The sequence below is a fragment of the Streptomyces sp. NPDC107522 genome (genome assembly GCF_055657525.1).
On the sequence record NZ_JBVKAU010000028.1, the window covers coordinates 19057 to 32827 of the forward strand.

The window sequence follows — 13771 nt, forward strand, 5'->3', positions numbered from 1 at the left end:
GGCTCACTCGGCGGTCGCCAGGAACTGCGTCGCCGCCAGCTCGGCGTAGAGCGGATCCTCCGCGACGAGTTCCCGATGCGTCCCCACCGCGCGCACCCGGCCCGCGTCCATCACCACGATCCGGTCTGCCATCGTCACCGTCGACAGCCGGTGCGCGACGACCAGAACCGTGGTCGTGCGGGCGACGTCGGCGACGGTGTCGCGCAGCGCCGCCTCGTTCACCGCGTCCAACTGCGAGGTGGCCTCGTCCAGGAGCAGCAGACGGGGGCGGCGCAGCAGGGCGCGGGCGATGGCGACGCGCTGCCGCTCCCCGCCGGACAGCTTGGTGCCCCGGTGGCCGACGAGCGTGTCCAGACCGCCGGGCAGCCGTGCGACCAGAGCGTCGAGGCGCGTCGTCTTCAGCACCCGGGTGAGCGCGTCGTCGTCCGCGTCGGGGTTGCCCAGCAGCAGATTGTCCCGCAGCGAACCCGACAGGACCGGGGCGTCCTGCTCCACATAGCCGATGGCGGACCGCAGCCGGGGCAGCTCCCAGTCCGCAAGGTCCCGTCCGTCGAGCGTGATGGTCCCGGCCTCGGGGTCGTAGAACCGCTCGATGAGGGAGAAGACGGTGGTCTTGCCCGCACCCGACGGTCCGACGAACGCCGTCATGCCCTGCGCGGGCACGGCGAACGTCACCCCGTGGTGGACGTACGGCAGATCGTCGGCATAGCGGAAGCGCACGTCCTCGAAGGCCAGCGCGGCGGGCTGCGCCCCGGCCGTGGGCAACGGCGCGGGGGCGGCGGCCGGTTCGGCGGGCAGCCGCAGCGCCTCCTGGATCCGGGCGAGGGCCGCCGCGCCCGTCTGGTACTGCGTGATCGCGCCGACGACCTGCTGGATCGGCGACATCAGATAGAAGACGTAGAGCAGGAACGCGACCAGCGTGCCGATGGCGATCGCTCCCGTCGCCACCCGTGCCCCGCCCACCGCGAGCACCGTGATGAAGGCGATCTGCATGGCGAGCCCGGCCGTGTTGCCCGCCGCCGCCGACCACTTGGCGGCCCGCACGCTCTGCCGCCACGACTCCTCGGCCGCCTCGTGCAGCGTCCGCTCCTCCCGGTGCTCGGCGCCGGACGCCTTCACCGTGCGCAGCGCGCCGAGGATCCGCTCCAGCGAGGCCCCCATCACGCCGACCGCGTCCTGCGCCTGCCGGCTGGCCCGGTTGATGCGCGGCACGATCACGCCGAGGACCGTGCCGGCGCCCAGGACCACGGCGAGCGTCACCGACAGCAGCACCGGATCCACCAGTCCCATCATCACCACCGTCGCCAGCAGCGTGAGCCCGCCCGTGCCGAGGCCCACCAGCGAGTCGGTCGTGACCTCGCGCAGCAGCGTCGTGTCCGAGGTGATGCGGGCCATCAGATCGCCCGGCTCGCTGCGGTCCACCGCGGTGATGCGCAGTCGCAGCAGATACGACGACAGGGCACGCCGCGCGCCGAGCACCACAGACTCGGCGGTGCGCCGCAGCACGTACGAACCCAGCGCGCCCACCGCCGCGTTGGCCACGACCAGCCCGGACATGAGCAGCAGCGCGCCGGTGATGGCCCGGTCGTGGGACAGGTCGTCGATCAGCTCCCGCGCCACCAGCGGAAGGAGGAGCCCGGTGGCCCCCGTGACCAGCGACAGCACGGCCCCCGCCAACAGGGCCCACCGATGTGGCCGTACGTATCCGAGGAGCAGCCGCCACGCGGGCTGGTCGGTCGGCGTCCGGTCAGTGCTCACGGCGCTCCTTCGGAGTCGGTCGGAGCACTCAGGCTACGTCGGCCCGTCCGTGCGGGGCGCGCCAGTTACGGGCGACGGACAACACGATCGGCCGATCGGCTCCGTGCGGCAGGCAGTCGTCGAGCATGCCGGTCAGGACCTCACCCGGCCCCAGCTCGACGAACGCGGTCGTCCCGTCGCGCCGCATGCGGGCCACCGCGTCCATGAAGCGGACGGGATCGCGCAGCGCCCGCACCCAGTGGTCCGGCCCGGCGGCCTCGTGGCCCACCGGCCCGGCGGTGGTGTCGGAGATCAGCGGGATGCGCGGGGCACGCAGGTCCAGTGTCTCCAGTTCGCGGCGGTAGTCGGCCAACAGCGGGTCGAAGGAGGGGGAGTGGGGCGCCACGTCGGCACGCAGCAGATGAGTGCGGCGACCGCGGGCCGACCACTGCGCGCAGACCTCGGTCACCGTCGCACGGTCCCCCGACACCACCACCGACCGGGGTCCGTTGACCGCAGCGATCACCGCCGTCGGCCCCAGGCACAGTTCCTCGGGGGCGGCCTCCACGGCAGCCATGCGTCCCCCCTCCGGCATCTTTCCCATGAGGTGGGAGAGCGTGCCGACCGCGTGGCAGGCGTCCGCCAGCGAGAAGACCCCCGCCGCATGCGCGGCCGCCATGTGCCCGGCCGAGTACCCGAACAGCACGTCCGGTTCGAGTCCCTGGCTCTCCAGCAGCCGGTACTGCGCGACCTGCAGCGCGAAGATCGCCGGATAGCCGTACACGATGCGGTCGAGCAGCGCGGCCGTGGGCGTCCCGGCCGGCGCGAACATCACCTCCCGCAGCGGGAGGTCGAGGTAAGGGTCGAGGAGCGAACACACTTCGTCCAGGGCTTCGGCGAACACGGGGGCGGCGCCATGGAGTTCACGCCCCATGCCGGGCTGCTGGGACCCGGCCGCCGAGAACAGGAAGGCGGTCCGGCCCGTCGGCATCCGCACCACGGCCGGCGTGCGTGGGGCAGCGGGAGCCGTGCCCGCCAGGTGGGAGACCACCTCCTCGGCCGACTCACACACGACGATCCGCTCCAGATCCCCCGGATGGAGAAAGCCCTCGTCCCGCGCGTGCTCCAGGAACGACAGCAAAGGACGGTAGAAACCGAACGGGTCGAGGAGCAGACACGGCTTGCCGTGGATCCGCAACTGGGCCCACGACAGCACCTCCAGAAGCTCCTCGGCCGTGCCCAGGCCCCCCGGCAGCGCCACGAAGGCGTCACACGACGCGGCCATGCGCGCCTTGCGTTGGTGGATGTCCGCGACCACCTCCAGCTCGGTGAGCCCGGTGTGCGTGATCTCGTACGGCAGCATGCGGCTCGGCACCACTCCGGTGACCGAGCCCCCGGCGGCCAGAGCCGCGTCCGCGACGGCCCCCATCAGACCGATGCGGGCACCGCCGTAGACCAGTCGCAGACCTGCTCCGGCCAGCGCACGGCCGAGGTCGGCGGCGATCCGCACATGGCCCGGCCGGCTGCCGGGGGAGGACCCGCAGAAGACGGTGACCCTCGTCACGCCCACAGCCCGTACCCCCTGGTCAGGATGTGGTGCGGGTCGTACCTGTCCTTGGCTCGGACGAGTTCCGGCCAGACCGGGCCGAAGTGGGAACGCCAGTCCTCGGGCGTCATGGGCAGTGCCGCGACCGGATGGAGGACTCCGCCGACGGTCCTGGCCCGCTCGTACAGTGCCCGGTTGGCCGCCACCAGATGTCGTACGACGACGGGCCGGTCGGGTGGTGCCGTGCGCATCAGGGACAGCAGGCACAGGAGTTCGCCCGCGGGCCTGGGCATCAGCGGCGCGTGCAGGGCCCGGCCGGTCAACGGGCGCAGCTGGACCGTCCCGCAGGTACGCAGGCCTCGCTGGGCGTCCTCGGCCAGGAGGGCCGGGACGAAGGAGGTCACGGCTTGCTCCGGGAGCAGCAGGGTGAGCCACGGGTGCGGGCGGTGCCACTCGCCCGTGGCGCGCAGGAGACGCTCGTCGCGGTCGAGGCGGTGCAGGTACTCGGCGTACGACAGGTCCGCGATCTCCTCGGTGTCGCGGTCGTGGTCCAGGTCGCCGACCAGCAGCTCGTCGTCGGCCGGCGGCCGGCCGGGGCACGGTGGGGCGGCATGCGGTGCCACCGCTTCGATCATGTACTGCCAGCCGCCGCCGAGCGCCGGTCGCGCCTGCCCCGTGACATGGCTGAAGCGGGCGTCGCGGGCCAGCCGCCGCTGGTCGGTGACGTAGGTGTCGGGGGAGTCGTAGTAGAGGCGGTAGCGGCGCACATGCGTCGGGGCGGGCACGAGGGCGAGCGTGGCGCCGACGATCAGCGCGCACTGGCCCAGTCCCGCCAGAACGGCACGGAAGAGGTCCGGACGGCGGTCGGGTGAGCAGGTCAGATGCTCGCCGGTGCCCGTGACGACCTCCACCTCGCGCACCCGGTCGGCGACGAGCCCGTACCGGTGGCTGGAGCCGCCGAAGCCGCCGGTGCTCAGCACACCGCCGACACTGCCGCCGAGGTGGTCGGGCAGCACCGGGGGCGTGAGACCTTCGGCGAGCGCGGCCCGTACGACATCCCGCCACGAGGCGCCCGCCCCGGCGGTCAGCGTCCGCTCGCCCGGAGCGCAGCGCACCTTATTGAGTGCGGCCATGTCGACGACGTAGCCGCCGTGCGCCTGTCCCTGCCCGTACAGTGCCTGTCCGCCGCCGCGGGCGGAGACCGGCAGCCCGTGCGGACCGGCGAAGCAGAGGAGTTCCTGTACGGCGGCGGCGGACGGCGCGGTGACGACGCCGAGCGGCGAGGAGCCGATGATGTGACCGAAATCGACGGCCACTTCCTTCACGTCCGGAGTTCCGTTCATGCCACACGCTCCAGCGTGCCGAGGCCGAACTCGGATCCCGTTACCGGACTTTCGAAAATTTCGGTGAACACGCGGTACTGGAGAAAACCGTGCTCCGCGTGCCGTTCGGCGATGAGCGCGGCGATGCGGTTGAGGACGGGCCGAGGGATGTCCTGTTTGTCGATGTCCGCCACGTCGAGTGAATATTTGGCGCAGCATTCGAGGACGGCCTCGAACCCGTTGACCGAGGCCGCGAGCAGCCTTCGACGGGGATCGCGCCACAGCGCGGCCAGTTCCTGGAGGAGGCCGGGACCGCAGGCGCCGGGGGTCAGCATCTCGTGCGCCCGGCGGGTCAGGGCCGCCAGGTACTCGTCGCGCGCGGGCAGCGGCAGGAGACGGACCGTCAGCTGCCAGGCCAGGGTGGACCGGCGGTCGCACAGCTCCCGCAGCAGCGAGATGGAACCGCCCTCGACGATCACGAGCGGGTGCGTCCGGGCGAGCCGCTCCACCAGCGCGACCAGCGCGTCCGTCGCCTCGGCCGCGGACAGGTCGCCGTCGGCGAACGTCCGGTCGCCGAGCCAGTGCCGGCCCACGCCCGGGACGTCGGCCCCTGCGCGGGCGCTGGTGGTGGCCAGGTCGGTGAAGCACTGCAGGCGGTCCGCGACGACGATCGGAGCGCCCGTCGCCCGGGCCAGTTCGGTGGCCGCCGCGCTCTTGCCGACCCCGGTCGGCCCCGCGATCAGATGGACGCACGGACGGGCCACGGAAGGTGTTGCATTTTCGGCCATGGCGGGACTCCCCCTTCGGCTCGGTGTGCCGGAAAGAACGCCCTTCAAGCTACGCAGCCGGGTGCATGTGCGGACCCAGCGGTATGCCCGGATCGGGCAAAGAGACAGCCATATTCCTGTGGGTCTGTTAAAGGTTCAAGAACGTGGCGCTGAAGTGGATGACTTCGGGTAATTCACAGTCATATGACGGCCCGTCGGAAAGATTTCTTAACGAATTCCTGACGTGCCGTGATGAACCCGTCCCCGGAAGGATTCCCCATGAACTCCGACATGCTGCTGGCCGCCGTCGAAGCCCTTCCCCGGTCCCGCGCCGACGCGCCAGCGCCCGCCGCCGTCCTCGTCGGCTACGGCGCGGTCGACGAGCTGACCCGGTTCGCCACCGACCCCCGCTGGGCCGTGCACGTCCCCGGACACCCCGACGAGGTGCGCCGCGCGATCCAGCGCGCCGTACGGCGCGGCGACCGGGCGTACGTGCACGTGTCCGGCGACTCCAACGCCGAACCGCGCGGTGTGAGCGAGGGTTTCGAACTCGTCCGCGAAGGGCTGGACGGCGTGGTCGCCGCGTTCGGCGCCACCCTCGACCCCGTCCTGCGCGCCACGGCCGGCCTCGACCTGACCGTGCTCTACGCCGCCACCGTACGGCCCTTCGACCAGGTCGGCCTGCGCACGGCCGTCCTGGCCGCCGACCACGCCGACGTGGTGCTGGTCGAACCCGGGCAGCCCGGCCTGTCGGCCCGGCACGTCGCCGAGACGCTGGTGCACGTACCGCACCGACTGCTGACCCTGGGCGGCGCGGACGGCCTGGACGAGGCGGCCCTCGCCCGGGCCGTCCGGGATTTCCTCAGGTGATCCGGGAGTTCCTCAGCTGACCGATGGCCGCCCGCGCTCGGCCAGAGCGGCCAGGGTCGCTTCGAGGTCGGCGGGACGCGGGCGGTTGTGCGGCAGCTTCGACAGCAGGACGGCCATGCCGCAGGTGTTGGTCAGGGCCGAGAACACCAGGCCGCCCGCGATGCCCGCGGAGAGCAGCTGCCAGGCCGGGTGCAGCAGTCCGAGGGCCAGTCCCAACAGGACGGTCGTGCCCGCGGTGAAACGCACCTGGCGCTCCATGGCCCACCCGGCGCGCTTGCCCGGCGCCGGCCGGTGCAGTTCGTGCCCGCGCCCTGCCCAGCCCTGGGTGCCGCCCGTCAGGGTCCTGGCCCGTATGCCGTGCTCGGCGAGGATGCGGCAGGCCTTCTCCGAGCGGGCGCCGGAGGCGCAGACGACCAGCAGTTCGCCCGGGTGCTGCCGGAGTGCGGGCAGGGCGCTGTCGAGCCGGTCCAAGGGGATGTTGAGGGCGTCGGGCAGATGGCCGGCGGCGTACTCACCCGGCGTGCGCACGTCGACGACGGTCAGGCCGGGCAGGCGGGTGCGGGCCTCGTCGGCGTCGAGGGCGAGGGGCTCGGAGGGTGGGTTCACGGGAAGTGAGATCCTTTCGCGGGGGAGGAGGTAAAATACCCCCAAGGGTATGTAGAGGAGTGATCGTGGAGCTGCAGTTCGAGGGCGATGACCTCAAGTCGGTGCTGAACCGCCTGCGCCGGGCGCAGGGGCAGATCTCCGGAGTGATCAAGATGATCGAGGAGGGCCGCGACTGCGAGGACGTCGTCACCCAGCTCGCCGCCGCCTCCCGGGCTCTCGACCGGGCCGGCTTCGCGATCATCGCGACCGGGCTCCAGCAGTGCCTCACCGACGCCGAGAAGGGCGAAGGCGGCGGCGGGACGACGGAGCAGATGAAGGCACGGCTGGAGAAGCTGTTCCTGTCGCTGGCTTAGGTGTCACGGGCGTGGGGGGCGCGGGCTTGGGCGCCACGGGCGTGGGAGTCACTGGCCTGGGTGGCACGACCCTGGCGTTCACACGACGGCGTCGGCCAGCATGAACAGCGCCACCGCCAGCAGTACGTACGCGAAGATCCGCTGAAGCGTGCCGCCGGAGACCTTCCCGGCGAGCCGTTTGCCGTCCCACGCGCCGAGCACCGCGGCCGCCGCGAACGGAGCGACGGCTCTCCAGTCGACCGGCGCGGCCGAACCCGCCCGAGCCGCCAGCGCGACCAGTGAGTTGACGGTGATGACCAGCAGGCTCGTGCCCACGGCGGCCCGCATGCGCAGCCCCACCACGTTCACCAGCGCCGGTACGGCGAGGAAGCCGCCGCCCACCCCGAGCAGCCCGGTCACCGCACCGAGCCCCGCTCCGGCCTGAACGACCCGGCCGGGACGCACCGGGACGTCGTCGTGCCGTACGGCAGCCGACGGCCGGAGCATGCGCAGCGCGGCGACGGCGGCGATCACCGCGAACGCCCCCGTGAGCAGCCCGGGAGGCAGCCGCCCCGACACGGCCCCGCCGGCCGCCGCGGGCACCAGGCCCGCCGCCGCGAACAGCGCCCCGGCGCGCCACCGCACCGTGCCCTCACGGGCGTGCACGCCGAGCGCGGTCACGGAGGTGACGGTGACGACGACCAGGCTCGCCGTGGCGGCCGCGGCCGGGGTGAAGCCGAGCAGATACATCAACGCGGGCACGGCCAGCACACTGCCGCCGCCTCCCAGCGCCCCGAGCGCGAGCCCGGTGACGGCACCGGCGAACAGACCGAGAACCAGGGCGCTCACCGCGGGTGACCCGGGGGATGAGGTGGGGCGGGGTGGTTCGGGCCGACCGGCTGAGCGGGGCCGAAGGGACGAGCCGAGGTGGCTCCGGTCGCCGGCTCGCGGACTCCGCCCACGCCCTCACTCGCCACCGCACGCCCCCGGCTCCGTCACCACCGGGAGCCTCGCCTCGGCCCAGGCCCGCATCCCGCCGATGACGTCCACGACATCCGTGCCGCGTGCCGCGAGCAGGGCCGCGGCCTCGCGGGAGCGCTTGCCGGAGCGGCAGATCGCGACGACCGGGCGTCCCTGCGCGGCCGGCGGGAGCGGCTCACCCGACGTCAGCGACGACAGGGGCGCGAGTACGGCGCCCGGAGCGTGCCCCGTGGCCCATTCGCCGGGCTCGCGCACGTCCACCAGCACGGCGTCCGCGCCCGTCCGTTCATGGGCCTCGGCCGCGGTGATCCGCGCCATGGGGAGCCCGGCGTCGTGTGCCGCCGCGAACCCGTCGTCGACGGCGACGACGGCACGACCCGCCGCGTCGAGCAGCGAGGCGGCGATGGCGGCCCGCATCCCGCCGGCGCAGTGTACCCACACGGTGCCGTCCGGTATCTCCGCGAGACGGTCGCGCAGTTGGTGCAGCGGAATGTGCACCGAGCCCCTGATGTGACCGGCGTCGCGCTCGGAGTCGCGCCGCACGTCCAGGACCACGACGCCGTCCTGCGCGGCCAGTTCGGCGAAGGTGCCGCGCGGGAAGGAGCGCGGCCGCTCGCCGTGCCGTATCCAGTCGGCGGGGGAACCGGTCGCCGCGGCGGCCGGCCGGTCGATGCCGACCCGGACCAGTTCCCGCTGGGCGTCGGCCAGTTGGGCCGGGGTCTCGGCGAGCAGGGTGACCGGCTTGCCCCACGGCAGGAGCCAGGCCAGATACGTGGCGAGCTGCCCCTCCGCCTCGAAGTTCAGCGAGCCGGCGAGGTGTCCCTCGGCGAACGCGACCCGGTGGCGCAGATCCACCACCCACTCCCCGGCGGCGAGCCGCGCCGCGATGTCCTCGGCATCGGCCGGGCGCGGCGGGGTCAGGTCCACCGGCGCCGGGCCCCGCGCGTTCGCCGGGCCCATATGGGCGTAGTACGCGGGGACGTCGTCCAGCCCGGCCAGCAGGTCGGCGACGAACGCGTCGACGTCCTTCACCAGGGCCTCGTTGACGGCACGCTCACGTCCGATCGTCGTCGTCGCCCCGCCCGCCGCCCGGGTGGCGGAGCAGAAGCTGCCGAAACCGTGCGTCGGCAGCACCGCCGTCTCGTCCGGCAGCTCGGCGGCCAGCCGGTGCGCGGAGTCGTACTGCGCCCGCGCCAGCCGCCCCGTCAGCCGCGGCTCCACCAGATCGGGCCGCCCCACCGTGCCGATCAGCAGGGAACCGCCGGTGAAGACGGCCACGGCGCGGCCGGTCTCCTCCAGCACGTACGAGGTGTGGTGCGGCGTGTGCCCGGGAGTGGCCAGGGCGCGCAGCACCAGGCCGTCCGCGATCCGCGTACGGTCCCCGTCGGCGACCGGCACCCGGTCGTACCCGACCCGCGCCGCGGCCGGCACGAGATAGGCGGCGCCGGTGATCCGGGCCAGCTCCAGGCCGCCGGTCACATAGTCGTTGTGCACATGGGTCTCGGCGACATGGGTGATGCGCACACCCCGCCGCGCGGCGGCCTCGATCACCCGGTCGATGTCCCTGGGCGGATCGACCACCACGGCGCTGTGCGCATCGCCCGCCAGATAGCTGCGGTTGCCGAGTCCCGGCACGTCGATGGTGTCGACGAAGTACACGGCAGTGCTCCTCTCCTGGTCACCTCGTGAGCCCTCGGCGGATTACCCCCGGGGGTATATGGCAAACATATCAGAGGTACCCCCGGGGGTATCTACGGGAGTATTTCGGCGGCCCTGGCCGGAAGGTTCGGGACGTGGCCGAAAGGTGAGTTCATGAGCTGGGCCCCAGCCCCTTACCGATCAGTCACAACTAGGGTCGGGAGTGGACCGAGAGCCGCCGAGGGAAGGGTGGAGCACCATGGCGCAGGAAGTTCGCGGCGTGATCGCACCGGGCAAGGACGAGCCGGTGCGGGTGGAGACGATCGTGGTGCCCGATCCGGGGCCGGGTGAGGCCGTGGTCAAGGTGCAGGCCTGCGGTGTGTGCCACACCGACCTGCACTACAAGCAGGGCGGCATCAGCGACGACTTCCCCTTCCTGCTGGGTCACGAGGCCGCGGGAGTCGTGGAGTCGGTGGGGGAGGGGGTCACCGATGTCGCGCCCGGCGACTTCGTGATCCTCAACTGGCGTGCGGTGTGCGGCCAGTGCCGGGCCTGTCTGCGAGGCCGGCCCTGGTACTGCTTCGACACCCACAACGCGAAACAGAAGATGACCCTCGCCTCGACCGGGCAGGAGCTGTCCCCCGCGCTGGGTATCGGAGCGTTCGCGGAGAAGACGCTGGTGGCGGCCGGGCAGTGCACCAAGGTGGACGCGTCGGTGGCCCCGCAGGTCGCGGGCCTGCTGGGCTGCGGGGTGATGGCCGGGATCGGCGCGGCGATCAACACCGGCAACGTCGGCCGCGGCGACACCGTCGCGGTCATCGGCTGCGGCGGCGTCGGGGACGCCGCGATCGCCGGGTCACGTCTGGCCGGGGCGGCGAGGATCATCGCCGTGGACATCGACGACCGCAAGCTGGACACGGCCCGCACCATGGGCGCCACACACACGGTCAACTCACGCGAGACCGACCCGGTGGAAGCGATCCGCGAGCTGACGGGCGGCTTCGGCGCCGACGTCGTCATCGAAGCGGTCGGCCGCCCGGAGACGTACAAGCAGGCGTTCTACGCCCGCGACCTCGCCGGCACGGTCGTCCTGGTCGGCGTGCCCACCCCGGAGATGAAGCTGGAACTGCCGCTGCTGGACGTCTTCGGCCGCGGCGGCGCGCTCAAGTCGAGTTGGTACGGGGACTGCCTGCCCTCCCGCGACTTCCCCATGCTCATCGACCTGCATCTGCAAGGCCGCCTGGACCTCGAGGCGTTCGTCACCGAGACCATCGAACTCACCGACGTGGAGAAGGCCTTCGAGCGCATGCACCACGGCGACGTCCTGCGCTCGGTGGTGATGCTCTGATGGCCGCCCGCATCGAACGCCTCGTCACCTCCGGGCAGTTCACGCTCGACGGCGGCACCTGGGACGTCGACAACAACGTGTGGCTCGTCGGCGACGACCACGAGGTCATCGTCATCGACGCCGCCCATGACGCCGACGCCATCGCCGAGGCCGTCGGCGACCGGCGCCTCACCGCGATCGTGTGCACCCACGCCCACAACGACCACATCGACGCCGCCCCCGCCCTCGCCGACCGCACCGGCGCCACGATCTGGCTCCACGCCGACGACCTGCCGCTGTGGAAGCAGACCCATCCCGACCGCGACCCCGACGCCCATCTCGTGGACGGCCAGATCATCGAGGCCGCGGGCGCCGACCTGACGGTCCTGCACACCCCGGGCCACGCGCCGGGCGCGGTCTGCCTGCACGATCCCGGCCTGAGCGCCGTCTTCACCGGCGACACCCTCTTCCAGGGCGGCCCCGGTGCCACCGGCCGCTCCTACTCCCACTTCCCGACGATCATCGACTCCATCCGCACCCGCCTGCTCACCCTCCCGCCCGGGACCAAGGTCCTCACCGGCCATGGCGACCCGACCACGATCGGAGCGGAGGCGCCGCACCTCGAGGAGTGGATCGCCCGCGGCCACTGAGACCGGAAAACCCCTGGTCGGGCCTGGGGCGCGGCCGTACGATCGCGCCCCATGACCACCAACACACTCGTGACCCTGCATGACGTACGCGTCCTGCGCTGCGCCCCCGACGGCCCGCCCCTGGACGGCGAGCGCGCGGCGCTCGATCTGATCGGCGACGCCTTCGGGCAGGACGCCGAACTGGTCGCGGTTCCGGTGGACCGGGTCGCCGACGAGTTCTTCCAGCTGCGGTCGGGTGTTGCGGGCGCGGTCATGCAGAAGTTCGTGAACTACCGGCTGCGCCTCGCCGTCGTCGGCGACGTCTCCCACCGCATCGCCGAGAGCACGGCTCTGCGCGACTTCGTCCACGAGACCAACAACGGCGGCCACATCTGGTTCCTGCCGACCTACGACGACCTCGACGCGAAACTGCGCCCGGCCGGGTGACCCGCCCGCAAGACCCGTAGGAGACGACAGAAAGACGACAGAAGATGTCCGGCTTACCCGGCACCCTCGATGACGACATCGCTCGCAGAGGGTCGGGAGGCCGGACATGTCACAGCCGCTGAAGGACAAGGTCGCGCTCGTCGCCGGAGCGACACGGGGAGCCGGACGCGGCATCGCCGTGGAGCTCGGCGCGGCCGGCGCCACCGTCTACGTCACGGGACGCAGCACACGTGGCCACCGCTCCGAGTACCACCGCCCGGAGACGATCGAGGACACCGCGGACCTGGTCACCGAGGCCGGCGGCCACGGCATCGCCGTACCCACCGACCACCTCGACCCGGCGCAGGTCCGCACGCTCGTCGACCGCATCGCGGAGGAACAGGGCCGTCTCGACCTCCTCGTCAACGACATCTGGGGCGGCGAGAAGCTGTTCGCCTGGGACAGCCCCGTCTGGGAGCACGACCTCGACAACGGCCTCAGGCTGCTCCGCCTCGCGGTCGAGACCCACGCGATCACCAACCACCACGCCCTGCCCCTGCTCCTGCGCCACCGCGGCGGACTGGTGATCGAGATGACCGACGGCACCGCGGAGTACAACCGCGACCACTACCGCAACTCCTTCTTCTACGACCTCGCCAAGGCGTCCGTGCTGCGCATGGCCTTCGCCCTCGGCCACGAACTCGCCCCCCGCGGCGCCACCGCCGTCGCCCTGACCCCGGGCTGGCTGCGCTCGGAGATGATGCTCGACGGATTCGGGGTACGGGAGGACAACTGGCGCGACGCCCTCGCACAGGTCCCGCACTTCGCCATCTCCGAGACCCCGCGCTACGTGGGCCGCGCCGTCGCCGCCCTCGCCGCCGACCCCGACGTGGCCCGCTGGAACGGCGCGTCCCTCTCCAGCGGGCAGCTCGCGCAGGTCTACGGCTTCACGGACCTCGACGGTAGCCGACCCGACGCCTGGCGGTACCTCGTCGAGGTCCAGGACGCGGGGAAACCGGCGGACACGACGGGCTACCGCTGAGGCGGCACCGGGTCCGCCGCCGGGAGCGGCCAGCGCGCCGAGTGGCCCGGCGGCAGGCCCAGATCGTCGCGTACGGCGGCGTAGTAGGCCTCGCGTCCGGCGCGCTGCCGTTCCAGCAGGTCCTGCCAGGCCTCGCGGTCGTTCCGGCCCTCGCGCACGAACCGCTCCATCTCCATCGCCGCCACGACCCAGACCCGGGCCTTCTCGACCACCGCGCGGCTGCCCAGCATGATCAGGGCTTCGCCCGACGGATCGCGGCGGGTGGCCGCCTCGGCCAGCAGCGGCTGCGCTTCCGCCAGGGGCAGCGGATCCGGGTGCGGATCGACACCGGCCGCGGCAGCCACGCGGTATGTCACCGTGACCGTCTTCTTCACCGACTGCGCGTAGTCGGCGTACACCGTGAGTCGACGCTCCTCCCACCGGGCCGCCTGCTCGCGCCGAAACCTCATCCGGTCGCCCCGCACGACCACCACATACGAACCGAGCGCGCCGATCACGACACCGATGAGCGCGGGGAGTTGCTGAATGAACGCGGACATGGACGCACG

General features: G+C 72.5%; 14 protein-coding genes. 6 read left to right on the forward strand and 8 right to left on the reverse strand.

Annotation, left to right across the window (positions count from 1 at the left end; genetic code table 11):
- Nucleotides 1-3: 3 nt before the first annotated feature.
- From ACZ7L6_RS41710 to ACZ7L6_RS41725, 4 genes are read right to left on the reverse strand one after another with little or no spacing between them, the layout of a single operon-like run.
- Complete coding sequence (locus ACZ7L6_RS41710; RefSeq protein ID WP_471933463.1) at nt 4-1758, reverse strand: ABC transporter ATP-binding protein; 1755 nt, start codon at nt 1756-1758, stop codon at nt 4-6.
- A gap of 28 nt (nt 1759-1786) precedes the next feature.
- Complete coding sequence (locus tag ACZ7L6_RS41715) at nt 1787-3301, reverse strand: TIGR00730 family Rossman fold protein (protein WP_471933465.1); 1515 nt, start codon at nt 3299-3301, stop codon at nt 1787-1789.
- Entirely contained in the window at nt 3298-4626 is a 1329-nt protein-coding gene (locus ACZ7L6_RS41720) for an FAD-binding protein (RefSeq protein WP_471933467.1), read from the reverse strand. The genes ACZ7L6_RS41715 and ACZ7L6_RS41720 overlap by 4 nt, the downstream gene beginning before the upstream one ends.
- Nucleotides 4623-5393: an isopentenyl transferase family protein gene (locus ACZ7L6_RS41725; protein ID WP_471933469.1), complete on the reverse strand. Its 771-nt coding sequence runs from the start codon at nt 5391-5393 to the stop codon at nt 4623-4625. The genes ACZ7L6_RS41720 and ACZ7L6_RS41725 overlap by 4 nt, the downstream gene beginning before the upstream one ends.
- Nucleotides 5394-5651: 258 nt before the next feature.
- Between ACZ7L6_RS41725 and ACZ7L6_RS41730 the strand changes: the two genes are divergently transcribed.
- A complete protein-coding gene (locus ACZ7L6_RS41730; RefSeq protein ID WP_471933471.1) occupies nt 5652-6242 on the forward strand; it encodes a transketolase in 591 nt (196 codons plus the stop codon).
- Nucleotides 6243-6254: 12 nt separating this feature from the next.
- Here the strand turns inward: ACZ7L6_RS41730 and ACZ7L6_RS41735 are convergent, their stop codons facing one another.
- Nucleotides 6255-6848: a rhodanese-like domain-containing protein gene (locus ACZ7L6_RS41735; protein WP_471933473.1), complete on the reverse strand. Its 594-nt coding sequence runs from the start codon at nt 6846-6848 to the stop codon at nt 6255-6257.
- A gap of 65 nt (nt 6849-6913) precedes the next feature.
- On the opposite strand from ACZ7L6_RS41735, the gene ACZ7L6_RS41740 reads away from it, so the two are divergent.
- The gene (locus ACZ7L6_RS41740; protein WP_471933475.1) at nt 6914-7201 is read left to right on the forward strand and encodes a metal-sensitive transcriptional regulator; all 288 of its coding nucleotides are present in this window, start codon (nt 6914-6916) and stop codon (nt 7199-7201) included.
- A 78-nt stretch (nt 7202-7279) separates the two neighbouring features.
- Here the strand turns inward: ACZ7L6_RS41740 and ACZ7L6_RS41745 are convergent, their stop codons facing one another.
- Nucleotides 7280-8029: a sulfite exporter TauE/SafE family protein gene (locus tag ACZ7L6_RS41745; protein WP_471933477.1), complete on the reverse strand. Its 750-nt coding sequence runs from the start codon at nt 8027-8029 to the stop codon at nt 7280-7282.
- A gap of 117 nt (nt 8030-8146) precedes the next feature.
- Nucleotides 8147-9820: a rhodanese-like domain-containing protein gene (locus ACZ7L6_RS41750; RefSeq protein ID WP_471933479.1), complete on the reverse strand. Its 1674-nt coding sequence runs from the start codon at nt 9818-9820 to the stop codon at nt 8147-8149.
- A 238-nt stretch (nt 9821-10058) separates the two neighbouring features.
- Here ACZ7L6_RS41750 and ACZ7L6_RS41755 point away from each other — a divergent pair, with 238 nt between their 5' ends.
- The 4 genes from ACZ7L6_RS41755 to ACZ7L6_RS41770 all read left to right on the forward strand — a co-directional run bounded on the left by ACZ7L6_RS41755 (nt 10059) and on the right by ACZ7L6_RS41770 (nt 13223).
- Nucleotides 10059-11147 carry an S-(hydroxymethyl)mycothiol dehydrogenase gene (locus ACZ7L6_RS41755; protein ID WP_471933481.1) on the forward strand — a complete coding sequence of 363 codons (1089 nt, stop codon included), beginning with the start codon at nt 10059-10061 and terminating at the stop codon, nt 11145-11147.
- Complete coding sequence (locus ACZ7L6_RS41760; protein ID WP_471933483.1) at nt 11147-11776, forward strand: MBL fold metallo-hydrolase; 630 nt, start codon at nt 11147-11149, stop codon at nt 11774-11776. The genes ACZ7L6_RS41755 and ACZ7L6_RS41760 overlap by 1 nt, the downstream gene beginning before the upstream one ends.
- Nucleotides 11777-11827: 51 nt before the next feature.
- On the forward strand, nt 11828-12202 hold the full coding sequence (locus tag ACZ7L6_RS41765) for a DUF4180 domain-containing protein (protein ID WP_471933485.1): 375 nt from the start codon (nt 11828-11830) through the stop codon (nt 12200-12202).
- Nucleotides 12203-12308: 106 nt separating this feature from the next.
- Complete coding sequence (locus ACZ7L6_RS41770) at nt 12309-13223, forward strand: SDR family oxidoreductase (RefSeq protein WP_471933487.1); 915 nt, start codon at nt 12309-12311, stop codon at nt 13221-13223.
- Here ACZ7L6_RS41770 and ACZ7L6_RS41775 read toward each other — a convergent pair.
- Nucleotides 13214-13762 (reverse strand): hypothetical protein, encoded by a 549-nt coding sequence (locus ACZ7L6_RS41775; protein WP_471933489.1) that lies wholly within the window; start codon nt 13760-13762, stop codon nt 13214-13216. The genes ACZ7L6_RS41770 and ACZ7L6_RS41775 overlap by 10 nt on opposite strands.
- Nucleotides 13763-13771 lie beyond the last annotated feature (9 nt).

Excerpts from the sequence above, each read along its gene's own strand:
- ACZ7L6_RS41770 (WP_471933487.1), top strand. The coding sequence starts at position 12,309 with ATGTCACAGCCGCTGAAGGACAAGGTCGCGCTCGTCGCCGGAGCGACA.
- ACZ7L6_RS41775 (WP_471933489.1), bottom strand. The coding sequence starts at position 13,762 with ATGTCCGCGTTCATTCAGCAACTCCCCGCGCTCATCGGTGTCGTGATC.
- ACZ7L6_RS41725 (WP_471933469.1), bottom strand. The coding sequence starts at position 5,393 with ATGGCCGAAAATGCAACACCTTCCGTGGCCCGTCCGTGCGTCCATCTG.
- ACZ7L6_RS41760 (WP_471933483.1), top strand. The coding sequence starts at position 11,147 with ATGGCCGCCCGCATCGAACGCCTCGTCACCTCCGGGCAGTTCACGCTC.
- ACZ7L6_RS41755 (WP_471933481.1), top strand. The coding sequence starts at position 10,059 with ATGGCGCAGGAAGTTCGCGGCGTGATCGCACCGGGCAAGGACGAGCCG.
- ACZ7L6_RS41720 (WP_471933467.1), bottom strand. The coding sequence starts at position 4,626 with ATGAACGGAACTCCGGACGTGAAGGAAGTGGCCGTCGATTTCGGTCAC.
- ACZ7L6_RS41765 (WP_471933485.1), top strand. The coding sequence starts at position 11,828 with ATGACCACCAACACACTCGTGACCCTGCATGACGTACGCGTCCTGCGC.
- ACZ7L6_RS41730 (WP_471933471.1), top strand. The coding sequence starts at position 5,652 with ATGAACTCCGACATGCTGCTGGCCGCCGTCGAAGCCCTTCCCCGGTCC.